This window comes from Mesorhizobium huakuii, assembly GCF_030160235.1.
Taxonomy (GTDB): Bacteria; Pseudomonadota; Alphaproteobacteria; order Rhizobiales; family Rhizobiaceae; genus Mesorhizobium; species Mesorhizobium huakuii.
In genome coordinates, this window is the sequence record NZ_BSNY01000002.1 from 20580 (window position 1) to 38231 (window position 17652).

The 17652-nt window shown below is 65.6% G+C and carries 17 protein-coding genes; 13 read left to right on the forward strand and 4 right to left on the reverse strand.

What is annotated here, in order from left to right:
• Positions 1-34: 34 nt before the first annotated feature.
• From QQK95_RS00180 to QQK95_RS00195, 4 genes are all read right to left on the reverse strand, one after another.
• Positions 35-1018, reverse strand: coding sequence for a substrate-binding domain-containing protein (locus QQK95_RS00180; protein WP_284267547.1), 984 nt, complete (start codon positions 1016-1018; stop codon positions 35-37).
• A 22-nt stretch (positions 1019-1040) separates the two neighbouring features.
• Positions 1041-1817: an SDR family oxidoreductase gene (locus QQK95_RS00185; protein WP_284267548.1), complete on the reverse strand. Its 777-nt coding sequence runs from the start codon at positions 1815-1817 to the stop codon at positions 1041-1043.
• A 5-nt stretch (positions 1818-1822) separates the two neighbouring features.
• Complete coding sequence (gene dgoD / locus QQK95_RS00190) at positions 1823-2995, reverse strand: galactonate dehydratase (protein ID WP_284267550.1); 1173 nt, start codon at positions 2993-2995, stop codon at positions 1823-1825.
• Positions 2996-3321: 326 nt separating this feature from the next.
• Positions 3322-4272, reverse strand: coding sequence for a LysR family transcriptional regulator (locus QQK95_RS00195; RefSeq protein WP_202358460.1), 951 nt, complete (start codon positions 4270-4272; stop codon positions 3322-3324).
• A gap of 93 nt (positions 4273-4365) precedes the next feature.
• On the opposite strand from QQK95_RS00195, the gene QQK95_RS00200 reads away from it, so the two are divergent.
• The 13 genes from QQK95_RS00200 (at position 4366) to QQK95_RS00260 (ending at position 17629) form a co-directional block, all read left to right on the forward strand.
• Entirely contained in the window at positions 4366-5271 is a 906-nt protein-coding gene (locus QQK95_RS00200; RefSeq protein ID WP_322415525.1) for a dioxygenase family protein, read from the forward strand.
• A gap of 3 nt (positions 5272-5274) precedes the next feature.
• Positions 5275-6234 (forward strand): VOC family protein, encoded by a 960-nt coding sequence (locus QQK95_RS00205; RefSeq protein WP_284267558.1) that lies wholly within the window; start codon positions 5275-5277, stop codon positions 6232-6234.
• Complete coding sequence (locus tag QQK95_RS00210) at positions 6231-6890, forward strand: alpha/beta hydrolase (RefSeq protein ID WP_284267560.1); 660 nt, start codon at positions 6231-6233, stop codon at positions 6888-6890. The genes QQK95_RS00205 and QQK95_RS00210 overlap by 4 nt, the downstream gene beginning before the upstream one ends.
• Positions 6887-7951, forward strand: coding sequence for a maleylacetate reductase (locus QQK95_RS00215; protein WP_284267562.1), 1065 nt, complete (start codon positions 6887-6889; stop codon positions 7949-7951). The genes QQK95_RS00210 and QQK95_RS00215 overlap by 4 nt, the downstream gene beginning before the upstream one ends.
• A 26-nt stretch (positions 7952-7977) precedes the next feature.
• Positions 7978-9252 carry an ABC transporter substrate-binding protein gene (locus tag QQK95_RS00220; protein WP_284267564.1) on the forward strand — a complete coding sequence of 425 codons (1275 nt, stop codon included), beginning with the start codon at positions 7978-7980 and terminating at the stop codon, positions 9250-9252.
• 60 nt (positions 9253-9312) lie between these two features.
• Positions 9313-10029: an ABC transporter ATP-binding protein gene (locus QQK95_RS00225; RefSeq protein ID WP_284267565.1), complete on the forward strand. Its 717-nt coding sequence runs from the start codon at positions 9313-9315 to the stop codon at positions 10027-10029.
• On the forward strand, positions 10026-10733 hold the full coding sequence (locus tag QQK95_RS00230; protein WP_284267603.1) for an ABC transporter ATP-binding protein: 708 nt from the start codon (positions 10026-10028) through the stop codon (positions 10731-10733). The genes QQK95_RS00225 and QQK95_RS00230 overlap by 4 nt, the downstream gene beginning before the upstream one ends.
• Before the next feature lie 58 nt (positions 10734-10791).
• Positions 10792-11655 carry a branched-chain amino acid ABC transporter permease gene (locus tag QQK95_RS00235; protein WP_284267566.1) on the forward strand — a complete coding sequence of 288 codons (864 nt, stop codon included), beginning with the start codon at positions 10792-10794 and terminating at the stop codon, positions 11653-11655.
• 7 nt (positions 11656-11662) lie between these two features.
• The gene (locus tag QQK95_RS00240) at positions 11663-12712 is read left to right on the forward strand and encodes a branched-chain amino acid ABC transporter permease (RefSeq protein WP_284267567.1); all 1050 of its coding nucleotides are present in this window, start codon (positions 11663-11665) and stop codon (positions 12710-12712) included.
• The gene (locus QQK95_RS00245; RefSeq protein WP_284267568.1) at positions 12712-14466 is read left to right on the forward strand and encodes an FAD-dependent oxidoreductase; all 1755 of its coding nucleotides are present in this window, start codon (positions 12712-12714) and stop codon (positions 14464-14466) included. Before QQK95_RS00240 ends, QQK95_RS00245 begins: the two co-directional genes overlap by 1 nt.
• Positions 14467-14476: 10 nt before the next feature.
• A complete protein-coding gene (locus tag QQK95_RS00250) occupies positions 14477-15364 on the forward strand; it encodes an intradiol ring-cleavage dioxygenase (protein WP_284267569.1) in 888 nt (295 codons plus the stop codon).
• 71 nt (positions 15365-15435) lie between these two features.
• Positions 15436-16254 carry an SDR family NAD(P)-dependent oxidoreductase gene (locus QQK95_RS00255; protein WP_284267571.1) on the forward strand — a complete coding sequence of 273 codons (819 nt, stop codon included), beginning with the start codon at positions 15436-15438 and terminating at the stop codon, positions 16252-16254.
• Positions 16255-16321: 67 nt separating this feature from the next.
• Positions 16322-17629 (forward strand): ABC transporter substrate-binding protein, encoded by a 1308-nt coding sequence (locus QQK95_RS00260; RefSeq protein ID WP_284267573.1) that lies wholly within the window; start codon positions 16322-16324, stop codon positions 17627-17629.
• The last annotated feature ends 23 nt before the right edge of the window (positions 17630-17652 follow it).

A 17652-nucleotide genomic window follows, 5' to 3' on the forward strand; every position in this document is an offset into this window, starting at 1 on the left:
CATGCGCCCTGGGGGCGCATGACGCAGGTCCGGTTCAGTGGCAGAGCTTGGCCTTGTAGTCCGATGCAAAATTGCCGGCGGTGATGTATTCCGGGTCGGTGAAGGACTGAACGGGCAGCTTCGTTCCGTCCTTGATCGAGGCCAGCAGGATCTTCACCGCCAGCGCGCCATGGTTTGCCGAATTGAGCCACATCGTACCACGGAATGCCGAAGGCTTTCCTGATCCGAAGGCTTCGCAGGCGCGGCTGCCGTCAATGCCGATGCCCATGCCCTGGTCCGCGGCATAGCCGGCGTTTTCCAGCGCTCGCGCCGCACCCAGCACGCCGTCATCGTTGCAGGAATAGAAGATCCAGTTGGTGACGCCGGGATTGGCAGTCAATGTGGTGGTCATGACGTCGATGGCGTTGACCATCGTGTTGTCATAGGGGACGCGAAGGATGTTCGCCGGCTTGAAATCGGGCACCGCCTTCAGGAACGCTTCTTCCGCACCCTTGTTGCGCTGCATGCAGGTGTCGGCCTTGCGGTCCTCGATCGAGGCGATGCGCACCTCCTTGCCGGCCCAGCCGTCGGCCTTGTAGAGCTTGGCCAGTTCTTCGCCCACCCGCGCACCGATATTGTAGGCATTCATGCCGACATAGGGGACCTGGGTGCCGTCCTGATAGTAGATATCGTCATCGACCGCCACCAGGGGGATCTTCGCCGCCTTGGCCTTCTCGGCGATGACCGGTCCCAGCGCCTTGTCGGGAACCACGATGGCGATGCCCTTCACCCCGTCGCCGACCATCGTGTCGAAGGTGGTGATCGTCAGATTGGAGTCGAACTGGACGTCTTGCGACACGAAGGTGGCGCCGGCCGCCTCGGCCGCTTTCTTGGCGCCGCCGACTTCGGCGACGAACCATGGATGCTCGCCCATCTTGTTGATGTAGCCGATCTTGATGTCGTCGGCGCTTGCCGCGCCAGCCATCAGTCCGGCAGCCAGTAGCGCCAATGTTGCCAGAGCCTTTGTCGTCGTTTTCATGTGGATCCTCCCTGCTTGGTTGTCAGTCGTGGTAGAGAACCGAGCGTCCACCATCGATGGTGATCGTCTCGGCATTGATGAACGGCGCTTCGTCCGAAGCGAGGAAAACCGCCGTCATTGCAACTTCGTCCGGCTGGCCAATGCGCTTGGGCGGATGAAGGTCGTAGGCCCGCCGCTTCTCCTCGGCCGGGTCTGGAAACGTGTTCCAATAGGCTTCCGCGATCGGCGTCTCGATGTAGCCTGGGGCGATCGCATTCACGCGGATGCCGCGCGCCGCGTATTCGATGGCGAGCGAGCGGGTCAGGCCGACGAGCGCATGCTTGGCGACCGGATAGGGAAATGTGTGGGGAATGATCTTGAAGGCGTGGCAGCTGGCTATGTTGACGATCGACCCCGAACCGTTCGCCAGCATCGTCGGCAACACCGCCCTGGCGCAGAACCACGCGGCCTGGAGGTCGAGCCTGAGACAGCGGTCCCATTCCTCGTCCGGCATCGACAAGGGTTCGTAAAAGACGTTGGCGCCGGCATTGTTGACGAGCACGTTTACGCTGCCATAGGCCGCGATCGTCTTGGCCACCATGTCGGCCACTGCCGCCGTGTCGGTGACATCGGTTTCGACGAAAAGGGCGTCGGCGCCCCTGGCACGCAATTCGTCGGCGATCGCCTTGCCGGTTGCCGCATTGAGCTCGGCAATCACGGTCTTTGCCCCCTGCATCGCAAAGGCCCAGGCGGTGGCGGCGCCAATGCCCTGGCCGGCGCCGGTGACGATTGCGATCTTTCCCTGAAGCCTGCCTGTCATGGCGCTCACCAATCGACCACGGTGCCGTCGGGCATGACGGCGTTACGGGCATGCAGCACTTCCTGCTTGAAGGGGTGGCGCGCGATGACGTCTTCATTCACGGTGACGCCGAGGCCCGGCAGGTCGGGCACGTCCCAGCGGCCGGGTTTGCGATCGATCGGCCAGGTGACGACGTCGTCGTACCAGGCGACCGCGCCCGACATCTCTTCCTGGATGATGACGTTCGGCGTCGATATGCCGAAGTGAAGCGCCGCGACGCCGGCGATCGGGCCGAGCGGGTTGTGCGGCGCAAGACCGATGCCGGCGGTTTCGGCCAGAGCGGCGATCTTCTTGGTCTCGAGCAGACCGCCAGTATGGCAGATATCGGGCTGGGCAATGTTGAACGCGCGCGCCGCGATCGATTGCGTGAACTCGCGGCGCCCGATCAGCCGCTCGCCGGACGCGATGGGGATCGCCGATCGCGCCGTGATATGCGCCAGGCCGGCGACGTCTTCAGGCGGCACGGGCTCTTCGGCGAACATGATGCGGGCCGGTTCGATCGCCTTGAGATAGTCCATCGCCGCGTTGACGGAGGCCGGGCGTCCGTGAAAGTCGACCATGATGTCGATATCGGGACCGACGGCCTCGCGCAGCGCGCCAACCATGTTGGCGACGGAGTCGACCGCCTTGGCCGGTGAGACATAGTGGGTGTAGGGAATGCAGACGACCTTGACCGCGTCGTAGCCGGCCTGCGTGACGATGCGTCCGCGCTCGACGATCGTGTCCGCCGACCCGCTCTCATAGACCGCCTTCATGTCGCCCAGGCCAAGATGCGTGTAGGTGCGCAGATAGTCGCGGACCTGGCCGCCGAGAAGCCGCCAGACCGGGACGCCCAGCGACTTGCCCAGAATGTCCCAGAGCGCGATCTCGATTCCGCTGACGGCCGACATTCCCTCGACGCCGAGACGCCAGAAACCGTGGCGCGTCAGGATCTGGTAGCATTGCTCCACATTGCGCGGATCCTGCCCGATGAGCAGTGCCTCAAGATCCTGAAGCGCGCCAACGACGGCGCGCGTCTTCCATTCCAGCGTTGCCTCGCCCCAGCCAAACAGACCGGGCTCATCGGTTTCGACCAGAACGAAAACCCAGTTGCGCATTTCCGCATTGCAGACGAGCGCCTTGATGGCCGTAATTTTCATGGATGCTCCCAGGTGCGTCGTCTTTTTTACGATTATTATGTATGATTTATTATGAAAAATATGAGCAAGTCAAGCGTGACATAGGAATGCTCCGGCTTCGCGTCGCATTTCTGCGGCCCGTGCCGGCGGCTAACTGCCGTTGGATCCCTGGCGTTTGCGCGGCACTCCCGCCGCAATCGTGATATCAGTCCGCCTTCGCGCTCGGTGAGGCCGAGGGCGGACAGTCGAGCCCGCTAGATCGGTTCACCGTACATGGAAACGGCGAACCGATCTAACTCCTTGTTTTGACGCAATTTCCTGACGGAAAACCGCTTTTCCGGGAATTGCTAGCGGCCCCAGACAACGGCATTCTCGTGCCGCTTGATGATGTGCTTCAGATTCTCGAAAGCGGTCGTGACGTGTCCCGCGAAGCGCTCCGCCGCCGGAGAGCGCGGCCCGCCAACCCGGCGCAGGATGCCGAGCGAGCGGCTGGGCTGGGGGATTTCATAAGGGAGCACCGTCACCCGGTTCTCCTTGCGCTGCGCGAAGACCACGGAAAACGGCAGCACGGCCAGTGCATCGGTTTCGGCGAGGAAGTTGATCACGCTCATCAGCGAGCCACCGGAATAGCGCACGTTCAAGTCCGACATGCCGATGCTCATCAGGATCATCTGCAGGTCCGACATCAACGGCGAGCCGGGCAGGGGGGCTACCCAGGGAAAGCTGGTCAAGTCATGCGCCCTGAGGCGGCGGTTGCGCAGCAGCGGATGGTCCGGCCGGCAAGCCACGACATTGCGTCCGGGCAGGATCTCAGTGAATTCGAAGCCGGGTCCGAGGTCGAGCACGCCGATCGGCACGATCCCGAGGTCGATCTGGTTGCTCTCCAGCGCCGCGACCATCTCGGGAAGATTCATATAGCTTTGCTGGACGGTGACCTCGGGTTCGAGCTTCTGGAATTCCCCGATCATCCGGCTGATCATCGCATCCATGAAGAAAGGCACGCCGCCGACGCGGACGACACCCTTGGTGCCTTTCATGAAGCCCTGCACCGCATCCGACGCCTTGCGCGAGGCCGTGATGATCGTGCGGCCCTGCGCAGCCAGCTGGAAGCCGAGCGGTGTCGGCTGCAGCGGCCGACGGCCCTTGAGGAAGAGCGGCTCGCCGACGCGCGCCTCCAGCATGGCCAGCGATCGGCTGACCGCGGGCTGGGTCAGGCCCAGCATGGCGGCTCCTTCCGACACGCCGCCAGCATCCAGCACCGCGGCGAGCTGCATCAAGTGGCGCTCGTTCAGCTTCATAGCAAAACGCTATACAAGGGCCATCACATCTCATCAAGCATCGTGTCGGGCCGTGTTATCCCGTTTGGCAAGGGGAAGGGAGGCCCCGGCGAAATGGACGGCCAGCACGACCCCCAGAGGGATGACTTCCCCAAGGCGATCTCGACGCAGGCCGAAGAATTCGCGCGGCGCCTGGCGGCAATGGGCCAGTCCCGCCTGGCGGCGGCGGCACAGGCCGCGGTCGACGGTCTGCACGCGCTGATCGTGGAGTTGCGACCCTCCGGCGAGGAATTCCGGCTGGCGATCGATTTCCTGACCGAGGTCGGCCATTACGCCGATGCGCGGCGCCAGGAATGGGTGCTGTTCGCCGATGTGCTGGGCGTCTCGTCGCTGATCGAGGATCAAAACAGTCCACGCCCCGCCGGGGCAACCCCCAACACCCTGGCCGGACCTTTCTACCGGGCCGACGTGCCGGAGATGCCGCTCGGCGGGAACATCTCGCGCGACCACAAGGGCGAGCCACTGGAGGTTACGGGACGGATCGTGGCGCTCGGCGGCGCGGGGATCGGCGATGCCATGGTCGAGATCTGGCAGGCCAATGCCGAGGGCCTCTACGAGAACCAGGAGCCGGACAGGCAACCGGAATTCAACCTGCGCGGACGCTTCCGTGCCGATCCGCAGGGGCGGTTCCGTTTCATGACGGTGAAGCCGAAGGGTTACACGCTGCCGGCGGACGGCCCGGTCGGTCAATTGATGTCCGCGCTCGGTCTTGGCCTCGAGCGACCGGCCCACATCCATTTTCGCGTTTCGGCACCGGGCTTCGAAACGTTGACGACCCACATTTTCGACCGGTCGGACGCCGCGATCGGCCGGGATGCCATTTTCGGGGTCAAACCCGAACTCATGGCCGAGTTCCGCGCGCTGCCGCCCCATGGAGGAAAGCGGAAGCACGCGCTCGACCTCAATCTCGTGCTCTGCCCGCAGCGGCCGGGCGAAACCGAAACCTCTGGGAGGAGATGACCGATGGCCCGTGTCAGCGGCTACCACCATCTGACGCTGTCGACTGATGGTGCTCAGGAAGATTTTGATTTCTATACCAAGGCGCTCGGCCTGCATTCGGTGAAGCGCACCGTCCTGTTCGACGGCGTCATCCCCGTCTATCACCTCTATTACGGCTCGCCCGACGGCGATGCCTCGACGATCATCACCACCTTCCCGTTCCGCAAGCCGGGCGTCTATGGCCGCCGCGGCACCAACCAGTCGCGCACCATCATGCAATCCATCCCCAAGGGGGCCGCGGATTTCTGGGTGGACCGGCTGAATGCGCGCGGCATCAAGGCCACCAAGCTCACCCGCTTTGGCGCCGACCGCGTGGCTTTCGCGCATCCCTGCGGCATCTCGCATGAGCTGGTGGAAAGCGACAGCGATCCGCGCGCGCCCATCACCAACGAGGCGCAAGGCATCGGCAAGGCCCACGGCATCAAGGGCATATACGGCGCCGTCGTGGCGGTGATGGATCGCACCGCGATGGACGACTTCCTGACCATCGCATTGCCGCTGGAGAAGGAGGCCGACAATCACGAGGGGCTCGTGTTCCGCGTTCCGGACGCGACAGGCGTCAATCAGCGGGTCGAGGTGATCGTCGATCGCGACAGCGCGCAGGGCACCTGGACGCTGGCGGGCGGGACGATCCACCACCTCGCACTCAACACGGGCGACGAAGAGAACCAGTTGAAGTTGCGCGCCCATATCGAAGGCCTCGGCTTCACCGATATCTCGGAGCAGAAGGACCGCAACTATTTCAAGTCCTGCTATGTCCGCTCGCCAGGCGGCGCGCTGTTCGAGCTTGCCTGGACCACGCCGGAAGGCTGGGCCAAGGACGAACCCCCGGGCCAGATCGGCAAGACGCTGGTCTTCCCGCCGTGGTTCAAGGACCGCGAGGGCGAATTGCAGGCCGGTCTGGAACAGGCGGATTTCGCGTGAGTTCAGGCAGCGGTCCACTTCGGCTCGGGCCAAAGGGCGCGGAAGCGAAGGCGATCTGCGTCTTCGTCCACGGCCGCGGCCAATCGCCGGAGGAGATGCAGTCGCATGTGCTGTCGCGACTTTCCGCGCCGGCCGTGGCATTCATCCTGCCGCGCGCGCCACTCGGCGTGTGGTGGGAGGCGCGCGCCGTCGACCCGTTGACGCCAGTCGCCCGCGCGCACCTTTCCGACGCGCTCGACCACCTGGCGGCCGCCGTGGTGGCGGCACGGGCAGAATTGCCCGGACTGCCGCTGCTTCTGGCGGGCTTCTCGCAAGGGGCGTGCCTGTCGATCGAATATCTCTGCGCCGGGCTGCCGCCGCCGGACGCGCTTGCGGCCTTCACGGGCTGCCGCGTCGGTGTGCCAGCGGACGGGCGCTCCGAAGCCGTGCCGGCCGGCGTGCCGGTCTATCTTTCCGGCAGCGACTCCGATCCCTGGATTCCGGTTTCGGCCTTTGCCGATACGGCGCAGTCGCTGGGCCGCGGTGGCGCGAGCCTGCGGGCCGATCTGTTTCCCGGCCGGAGCCATGAGGTTTCGGATGCCGAGATTGCAATGCTGGGCACCATCATCGCCGACCTCGAGGCCGGCCGGGGTGCACGCATGGGAGCAGCGCGATGATGGACAGTTTCACCTTTCCCGGGCTGACGACGCGGGTGATCTTCGGTGCCGGCACCATGGCCCGCGCGGAGGAGGAGGTGCGGCGGCTGGGCCATGACAAGGCGCTGGTGCTGTCGACGCCGCATCAGAAGGCCGATGCGCAAAAGCTGGCTCAAAGCCTTGGCGGCCTCGCCGCCGGGGTCTTTGCCGGCGCGGTCATGCATACCCCCGTCGAGGTCACGGAAAAGGCCGTCGACGCCTTCCGCGCCAGCGGCGCCACGGCGGTCGTCAGCCTCGGCGGCGGCTCGACCACCGGGCTTGGCAAGGCCATCGCCGTGCGCACCGGCGCCGATCAGGTGGTGATCCCGACCACCTATGCCGGCTCGGAAATGACCGACATCCTGGGCGAGACGGCGGCCGGCGAGAAGACCACCCGCCGCTTGCCGGACATCCGTCCAGAGACGGTGATCTACGACGTCGATCTGACACTGAGCCTTCCGGTCGGTCTCACCGTAACCTCGGCGATGAACGCGATCGCCCACGCCATGGAGGCCTTCTACGCCCCCGACCGCAACCCGGTGATCGTGCTGATGTGCAGGGATGCCATGGCTGCGTTCCGGGACGGCATTCCGCGGCTGATCGCCGATCCGCAGGATCGCGCGGCGCGCACGCAAGCGCTCTATGCGGCCTGGTGCTGCTCGACCGCGCTCGGCTATGTCTCGATGGCGCTGCATCACAAGCTGGCGCATGTCTTCGGCGGCTCGTTCGACACGCCGCATGCCGAAACCCACGCCATCCTGCTGCCCTACACGACCGCCTTCAACGAAGCGGCGGTTCCCGATCTGCTGCGGCCGATGGCCGAAGCCTTCGGCGGCGGCTCGGCGGGCGGCGGGCTCTGGGATTTCGCGCGTTCCGTCGGCTCTCCGCTGAGCTTGAAGGAGATCGGCATCGAGGAAACCGATCTCGACCGCGCGGCGGCGATCGCGGTGAAGAACGCCTATGCGAATCCGAGGCCAATCGATTTGGGGTCGATAAGGGAACTCCTCCAGGCGGCGTTTGAGGGACGCCGTCCGGGGGGCTGACAAGAGGCAAGAGGGAGGAAGAGCAGATGATTACGAGACGGAGCTTACTGAAAGCGTCGGCGGCGACAGGTCTTGCGCTTGCCGGTTCTCGGCTGGCGACGCCGGCGATCGCGCAGGGCGCCAAGATTCGCCTGGGCTATGTTTCGCCGCAGACGGGGCCGCTCGCCGGCTTCGCCGAAAGCGATGCCTACAACATCAAGGCCTTCCTCGCGTCCGAGGCGGGCAAGAATTTCGACGTCATCGTCAAGGACAGCCAGTCGAACCCCAATCGCGCGGCCGAAGTGGCCAAGAGCCTGATCGTCGACGACGAGATCAACCTGATGCTGGTCGGCTCGACGCCCGAGAACACCAACCCGGTCGCCACCACCTGCGAGGCGGAGGGCGTGCCGGTCATCTCGACCATGGCGCCGTGGCAACCCTGGTTCATTGGCCAACAGGGCAATCCGGCCGATCCATCGTCGTGGAAGCCCTTCAAGTTCGCCTATCATTATTTCTGGGGCCTCGAAGACATCATTGCCGTCTACACCGGCATGTGGAAGCAGCTTTCCACCAACGGCAAGGTGGGCGGGCTGTTCCCCAACGACGCCGACGGCAATGCCTGGGGCGATCCGAAGAACGGGCTGAAGCCCGGCCTCGATGCCGCCGGTTTCGGTCTCAGCGATCCGGGCCGCTATCAGAACCTCTCGGACGATTTCACGGCGCAGGTCAACGCCTTCAAGGCGGCGAATGCCGAGATCGTCACCGGCGTTGTCATCCCGCCCGACTTCACCACCTTCTGGAACCAGGCCCGCCAGCAAGGCTTCAAGCCCAAGGCGGTGACGGTGGCCAAGGCGATCCTCTTCCCGCAATCGGTCGAGACGCTCGGCGACGCCGGCCACAACCTCTCGTCCGAAGTCTGGTGGTCGGCCTCGCATCCGTTCAAGTCGTCGGTGACGGGCCAGGGTTCGGCGGACCTCGCGGCGGATTTCACCGCCAAGACCGGGCGTCCGTGGACCCAGCCGATCGGCTTTGTCCATTCGCTGTTCGAGGTGGCCGCCAATGTCATGGGTCGCGTCTCGGATCCGACGAGTGCCGAGGCGATCGCGGCGGCGATAGCGGCCACCGACATGACGACCGTGGTCGGCAAGGTGGCCTGGAGCGGTGCGGGGCTGCCGCCTTTCGCCGCCAAGAACGTCTGCAAGACGCCGCTCGTCGGCGGCCAGTGGCGCAAGAAGGCAGGCGGCGGCTTCGATCTGGTGATCGTCGAAAACGCCACCGCCTCCGAAATCCCCACCGCAGGCAAGATGGAAGCCCTGGCCTGACGCCGAACGGGGGCGGCGAATGCCGCCGCCCCCGTTCGGCGCGACCCGAGGATGACAGCGATGATACTCAGGCTGGAAAACGTCTCGAAGTCCTTCGGGGCCTTGAAGGTGACCGATGGCGTGACCGTCACGGTTCCGCGCGGCGAGGCGTTGGGCATCATCGGCCCGAACGGGGCGGGGAAGTCGACGCTCTTCAACCTGATCACCGGCAATCTGCTCGCGGATGAGGGCCGTATCGAATTGCTCGGCCGCGACGTGACCCGCGCCCCGGCCATGGATCGGGTGCGCATGGGTGTCGGCCGCAGCTTCCAGATCCCGCAGCCTTTCGAGGGGCTGAGCGTGTTCGAGAACCTCTTGACCGCCGCCGCGTTCGGGCGGGGCGGCCGCGAAGCCGAGATGGTCGACGATTGCGCTCGCATCCTCGAAGAGACCGAACTTCTCAGGAAGGCCAATGTCCTCGCCGGATCGCTGAGCCTTCTCGACCGCAAGCGCCTGGAGCTCGCCCGCGCCCTGGCGACGGGACCCGAACTGCTGCTTCTGGACGAGATCGCGGGCGGGCTGACCGAGGGCGAATGCAAGGCGCTGGTCGCGACGATCAAGGCCATCCACGCCAAGGGAACCACGATCATCTGGATCGAGCATGTGCTGCATGCTCTGACGTCGGTGGTCGAGCGGCTTCTCGTGCTGGATTTCGGGCGCGTGATCGGCATCGGCGCGCCGGACGCGATCATGGCCTCGCAGCAGGTTCGCGAAATCTATCTGGGGCTCGAGGTCTGATGCTGCTGGAGACGCGCGCCCTCACCGCGAATTACGGCCAGTTCCGGGCGCTGTTCGGCGTGGATATCACTGTCGCGGCGGGCGAATGCGTGGCGATCATCGGCGCCAATGGCGCCGGCAAATCCACGCTGATGCGCTCGATCACCGGCGTGATCCGTAACGAGGCCGCCATGGTTCTGCACCGGGGCGAGCCCATCGGCGCGCTGTCCTCGGCCGAGATCATGAAGCGCGGCATCGCCATGGTGCCGGAAGGGCGCCGGCTCTTTGCCTCGCTGAGCGTCGAGGAAAACCTGCTGATCGGCGGGCAGGCGCGCAAGGCGCCGGGGCCGTGGAGCCTCGAGGCGGTCTACGACCTCTTCCCGATCCTGCGCGAGCGGCGCAAAAACCCCGGCACGGCGCTCTCGGGCGGCCAGCAGCAGATGGTCGCGATCGGCCGGGCGCTGATGTCCAATCCTGAATTGCTGCTGTGCGACGAGATCAGCCTCGGCCTCGCCCCCGTCGTCATCCGCGACATCTACGCAGCGCTTCCCAAGGTCCGCGAAGGCGGCGCCGCGATCGTGCTTGTGGAGCAGGACATCGGCAAGGCATTGGCGGTGGCCGACCGCGTCTATTGCATGATGGAGGGCCGCGTCACGTTGGTCGCCAAGGCGGCCGAGGTCACGCGCGAAGAAATCCATTCCGCCTATTTCGGGGTCGCGGCATGACGAGGCAGCTCCGCGTGCCCCAGCAATTTTCCCGCCGCCTGATGACGGGGGCGCGGCGATGATGTGGCTGGACACCCTCGTGCAGGGAATGCTGCTGGGCGGGCTCTATGCGCTGTTCGCGGCGGGGCTGAGCCTCGTCTTCGGCATCATGCGGCTGGTGAACCTCGCCCATGGCGACCTGATCGTCTTTGCCGCCTATCTGGTGCTGACGGGCGTGACGCTGCTCGGCCTGTCGCCCTGGGTCGCCGCGCTCATCGCCATGCCGGTGATGTTCGCGCTTGGCTGGCTGCTGCAGGCCGCGGTGCTGAACCGGGTGCTGGGCAAGGATATCCTGCCGCCGCTCCTCGTCACGTTCGGCCTGTCGGTTGCCGTGCAAAATGGGCTGCTCGAGGCCTTTTCCGCCGACAGCCGGCGCATTCCGGCAGGCGCATTGGAGGGGGCCTCGCTCGATCTCGGGCTGGTCACGGTGGGGGTGATGCCGCTGATGACCTTTGCGTCGGCGATCCTTGCCATCATGGCCTTGAACGGGCTCTTCTATCACACCGCCCTCGGTCGTGCCTTCCGCGCCACCTCGGACGACGCCGTGACGGCGGGCCTGATGGGGATCGAGCCGAAGCGGGTCTTCGCCATCGCCACCGGTATCGCGATGGTCGTGGTGACGCTGGCGGCGCTCTATCTCGGCATGCGGGCGAACTTCGATCCGTCGATCGGGCCGGCGCGGCTGATCTATGCCTTCGAGGCGGTCATCATCGGCGGCCTCGGCAGCCTGTGGGGAACGCTGGCGGGCGGGATCATCATCGGCGTGGCCCAGACGGCCGGCGCGGCGGTGAATCCGGAGTGGCAGATCCTGGCGGGCCACATCGCCTTTCTCGTCGTGATGCTGCTCAAGCCGCGGGGCCTGTTCCCGCGCGCAGTGGATTGAGGGCGGCATGTATCGGCTGACAACCCGCACCCGCGCCGGAACCGCCACGGAGATCGCCGTGCTCGTTCTCGTCTTGGCCGGGCTCGCCTTGCCCGCCGTGACCCCGCGCGGTGTCATACAGGACCTGTTCTTCATCCTCACCATGCTGACGCTGGCGCAGATCTGGAACCTGCTGGCGGGCTATGGCGGTCTGGTCTCGGTAGGCCAGCAGGCCTTCGTCGGCATCGGCGCCTATGCGATGTTCGCCGGCGTGATCCTGCTGGGCTGGAACCCGGTTGCCGCGATCCTTTTGGGCGGCCTTGCGGCGCTGGCGCTCGCCGTTCCCACGGCCTTCTTCGCCTTCCGCCTGCAGGGCGCCTATTTCGCCATCGGCACCTGGGTGATTGCCGAGGTGACGCGGCTGCTGATCGCGCAATGGAAGGCGCTCGGCGGCGGCACCGGCACCTCGCTGCCACGCGAGGCGACGAGCAACATCATGGGCACGGACGCGATCCGGGCGCTGTTCGGCGTGCGCGAGGCGGCCGCGCGCGACATTCTCGCCTATTGGCTGGCGCTGGCGCTGGTCGTGGTCGTCACCGGCTGCATCTACTGGCTGCTGCGCAGTCGCCTCGGGCTGGCGCTTGCGGCCGTGCGCGACAATGTCGAGGCGGCCCAGGCGGTCGGCGTCGATGTCGGGCGGCTCAAATGGGCGGTGTTCCTGATCGCCGCGGCCGCCACCGGACTGACCGGCGCGCTGATCTTCGTGCAGACGGCCCGCATCTCGCCGGAGGCGGCCTTCGCCGTCACCGACTGGACGGCCTACGTCATCTTCATCGTCGTCATCGGCGGCATCGGCACCATCGAGGGACCCATCGTCGGGGTGCTGGTGTTCTTCGCGCTGCGTTCGGCGCTGGCCGACTACGGCAGCTGGTACCTGATGACACTCGGCCTCGCCGCCATCGCGGTGATGCTGTTCGCACCGAAGGGGCTGTGGGGGCTGATCTCGGCCCGCACCGGCCTGCACCTGTTTCCGGTCCGCCGCAGGCTGGCCGGTCCGAAGATCGAGGGAGGAAATTGATGGCGGATATCGAAACCGACGTGCTGGTCGTGGGCACGGGCCCGGCCGGCTCGGCCACCGCGGCGCTTCTCGCCAGCTCCGGCGTGGCCAACATGGTCGTGAACCGCTACCGCTGGCTGTCGAATACGCCGCGCGCCCACATCACCAACCAGCGCACCATGGAGGTGCTGCGCGACCTCGGGCCGGAGGTCGAGGCCGAGGCCGTGATGCACGCCTCGCCGCAGGAACTGATGGGCGAGAACGTGTTCTGCGAAAGCCTGGCCGGCGAAGAGCTTGGCCGGATGAAAAGCTGGGGCACCGACCCGCTCTCCAAGGCCGAACATCTGCAATCGTCGCCGTCCTTCATGAACGATCTGCCCCAGACCTTCATGGAGCCGATCCTGTTCAAGACGGCGTGCGCGCGCGGCACGCAGGCGCGCATGAGCACCGAATATGTCAGCCATGTCCAGGATCCCGACGGCGTCACCACGACCTGCCGCGACAGGCTGTCGGGCAAGGATTTCACCGTGCGGTCGAAATTCCTCGTCGGCGCCGATGGCGGCAACTCGCTGGTGGCCGAGCATCTGGGCCTGCCGTTCGAAGGCAAGATGGGCGTCGGCGGGTCGATGAACATCCTGTTCCGGGCCGATCTTTCGAAATACGTCGCTCACCGGCCGAGCGTCCTCTACTGGGTCATGCAGCCTGGTGCCGATGTCGGCGGGATCGGCATGGGTCTCGTCCGCATGGTGCGGCCGTGGAACGAGTGGCTCATCGTCTGGGGCTACGACATCAACCAGCCGCCGCCCGATGTGACACCGGAACTGGCCACCGGCGTCGCGCGCCAGCTGGTCGGAGATCCCGAGCTCGAGATCGAACTCCTGGGCGCCAACACTTGGACCGTGAACAACTGCTTCGCCACGCACATGCAGAAGGGGCGGGTGTTCATCATGGGCGATGCCGCGCATCGGCATCCGCCCTCGAACGGGCTTGGCTCCAACACGTCGATCCAGGACGGGTTCAACCTCGCCTGGAAACTCGCCAAGGTCGTCAAGGGGCAGGCGGGGATCGGGCTGCTGGACAGCTACTCGGCCGAGCGAGCACCGATCGCGCGCCAGATCGTGACGCGCGCGAACCAGTCGATCGCCGAATTCGGCCCGATCTTCGAGGCGCTCGGCATGGATGGCGGCGTGGATCACGACAAGATCCAGAGGAACATGGAGGCCCGCGCCGACGCCACGCCTGCCGCCGAGGCGCAGCGCGAGGCGCTGCGCAAGGCCATCGCCTTCAAGAAATACGAGTTCGACGCCCATGGCGTCGAGATGAACCAGCGCTATGCGTCGGGCGCCGTGGTGACCGACGGCCAGCGCGAGCCGGCTTTCGAGAAGGATCGCGAGCTGCACTATGCGCCCACGACCTGGCCCGGCGCGCGCCTGCCGCATGTCTGGGTCTTCGAACGCTCGGGCCGGAAGGTCTCGACACTCGACCTCTGCGGACATGGCGAGTTCACGCTGCTGACCGGCATTGGCGGCGAGGCGTGGGTCGCTGCTGCGGAGACGGTCTCCGCGGAACTCGGCCTGCCGATCCGCACCCATGTAATCGGCCCGCGCCGCGCGATCGAGGACCATACCGGCGACTGGGCGCGCGCACGCGAAATCCGCGACGCCGGCTGCCTGGTCGTGCGTCCCGACCACCACCTTGCCTGGCGCTCCGAAGCGCTGGCGGCCGATCCGGCGGCGGAACTGCGCCGGGTCTTCAAATTCGTTCTGGCGCGCTGAGGAGGATCCCATGATCGACGAACACGAACACGGCTATTTCACCGAAGCCAACTCGGCCGAAGTCGTCGTGGCGCGCAACAAGAACGCCAAGGACCAGCGGCTCGCTGAGGTCATGGAGGTCATCACCCGCAAGCTGCACGAGGCGGTGAAGGAGATCGAGCCGACGCAGGAGGAATGGTTCGAGGCGATCATGTTCCTGACGCGGACGGGCCAGATCTGCAACGAGTGGCGGCAGGAGTACATCCTTTTGTCGGATATCCTCGGCGTCTCGATGCTGGTCGACGCGATCAACAACCGCAAGCCGTCGGGCGCCTCGGAATCCACCGTGCTGGGGCCATTCCATGTCGCCGACGCGCCCGAACTGCCGATGGGCTCGAACATCTGCCTCGACCAGAAGGGCGAGCCGATGTTCGTGCATGGCCGCATCCTCGACACCGAGGGCAAGCCGATCGCTGGCGCCAAGATCGATGTCTGGCAAGCCAATGACGAAGGCTTCTACGACGTGCAGCAGAAGGGCATACAGCCCGACTTCAACCTGCGCGGCGTCTTCCGCACCGGCGCGGACGGACGCTACTGGTTCCGCGGCGCCAAGCCCAAATACTACCCGATCCCGGATGACGGGCCGGTCGGCAAGCTGCTCGGCGCGCTGGGACGCCATCCCTACCGGCCGGCGCATCTCCACTACATCGTCGAGGCCGAGGGCTTCGAGGCGCTGACCACGCACATCTTCGATCCGGAAGACCCGTATATCGATACGGACGCCGTCTTCGGTGTGAAGCAGAGCCTGCTCGCCGAATTCCGCAAGGTCGAGGATGCCGACGCCGCGGCGAAGGCCAAGGTGGCCGCGCCGTTCTACGACGTGGAGTTCGATTTCGTGCTTTCGCGAAAGAAGAAGTGAACCGCCGCGCCGCGGGGGCCGCGAAGGCGCGCCCGCACGCAGGCCGGTATCGCGCAAAAGGGAGGAAACTGATGGCCGCACTTGAGAAGATGTTCGATGTCAGAGGCAAGTCGGTGATCGTCACCGGCGGCGCCAGCGGCATCGGCCAGGCCTATGCAGAGATCATGGCCGAGCACGGGGCGAAGGTCTGCATCTTCGACCTGAACCCTGCCGGGCTGGAGAAGACCGTCGCCGAGATCAGGGCCGAGGGTGGCGATATCTGGGGTCAGGTCGTCGATGTCGGCGACCGCGCGGCGATGGCCCAAGCCTTCGACAAGGTGGCCGAGACTGCGGGCTCGATCGATGTCGTGTTCGCCAATGCCGGGATCGACGCCGGCCCGGGCTTCAACACCCCGACCGGCGAGAGGAACCCCGACGGCGCCATCGAGAACCTGCCCGACGAGCACTGGGACAAGGTAATCGAGATCAACCTGACTTCGGTCTACACCACGATCAAGCACGCCGTGCGGCACATGAAGCCGAATGGCGGCGGCCAGATCATCGTCACATCGTCCATCGCCTCGCTGATCAACGAGAGCATCGTCGGCACGCCCTACATGCCGGCCAAGGCCGCGGTGAACCATCTCGTGCGCCACATGGCGATGGAACTCGGCGCCTACAACATCCGCATCAACGCCATCCTGCCCGGGCCGTTCATCACCAACATCGCCGGCGGCAGGCTGCGCAACCCGGCGGACCGCAAGGCCTTCGAGGCCCAGTCGCTCGTCGGCCGGATCGGCGATCCGGAAGAGATCAAGGGCCTTGCGCTTTATCTGGCGTCGCCCGCCGCATCCTACGTGACCGGCTCGCTGATCGTCATCGATGGCGGCTCGCTGCTGCGCATGACCTGAACAAGCTTTGAACTGACGCCGGTCTCGTCGAGGGGACGGGCCGGCTTAACCAAGGGAGGAAATGACCATGACCTACTACAACAAACTCGTGAAATCGGGCCTGCCCAGCCGCCGGACCGTTCTGAAGGGGCTTGGAGCTGGTGTTGCCGCCGCGAGTACGCTGGCCATGCCGCGCTATGCGCGCGCCGCGACGGCGGGCAAGATCAAGCTTGGCTATCTCAGCCCCACCACCGGTCCGCTCGCCCTCTTCGGCGAAACGGACGGCTACACCTTGCAGAAGATCCGCGCTTTGCTCGGCGGCCAACTGCAGTGCGCCAACGGCAATACCTACGAGATCGAGATCCTCGATCGCGACAGCCAGTCCAATCCGAACAAGGCATCGGAAATCGCCGGCAACCTCATCCTGAACGACGAGGTGCACCTGCTCGTCCCGGCTTCGACCACCGACACGATCCTGCCCGCTGCCGAACAGTCCGAACTCTACGAGACGCCGTGCATCTCCTCCGGCGCGCCCTGGCAGGCGGTGATCATGCCGCGCGGCGGCGGCAAGCAGACCTTCGACTGGACCTACCATTTCTTCTGGGGCCTCGACGAGGCGCTGAACACCTTTGTCGGGCTCTGGAACCATCTGGAGACCAACAAGAAGGTCGGGATGCTGTTTCCCCAGAACATCGACGGTGAAACCTGGGGCAACGACGAATACGGCCTGCCGGCGCCGACCCGCAAGGCCGGCTACGAGGTCGTCGTGCCCGGCTACTTCCAGCCGCGCACCAATGACTTCTCCGCCCAGATCTCCGAGTTCAAGAAGCAGGGCTGCGACATCATCGGCGGCATCACTTATCCGGACGATCTGAAGACCTTCGTCACCCAGTGCAACCAACAGGGCTTCAAGCCGAAGGCGGTCACGGTGGCTGCGGCGCTCTTGTTCCCGGGGGGCGTCGAGGCGATGGGTCCGCTGGGCAACGGCATGTCCTCGGAGGTCTGGTGGACGCCGGCCTTCCCGTTCAAGTCGTCGCTGACCGGCCAGGTCAGCAGCGACATCGCCAGCCAATGGGAAGCCGATTCGAAGCGGCAGTGGACGCAGCCGCTGGGCTATTCGCATGCCTTGCTAGAGGTCGCGCTGGACATATTGAAGCGCTCCTCCAATCCGCTCGACCGGACGGCCAACCGCGACGCGCTGGTCGCCACCGATCTGCAGACGCTGGTCGGCCACATCAAGTTCGACGGCTCGCCGCACAAGAACATCTGCAAGACGCCGATCTTCGGCGGCCAGTGGGTGAAGGGCGAGAAATGGCCCTACGACCTGAAGATCGTGGACAACACGGTCAATCAGCTCTTCGCGCCGCAACAGGCGATCAAGCCGATCGCCTGGTGACATGAGCAGGGACGCGGACGGAT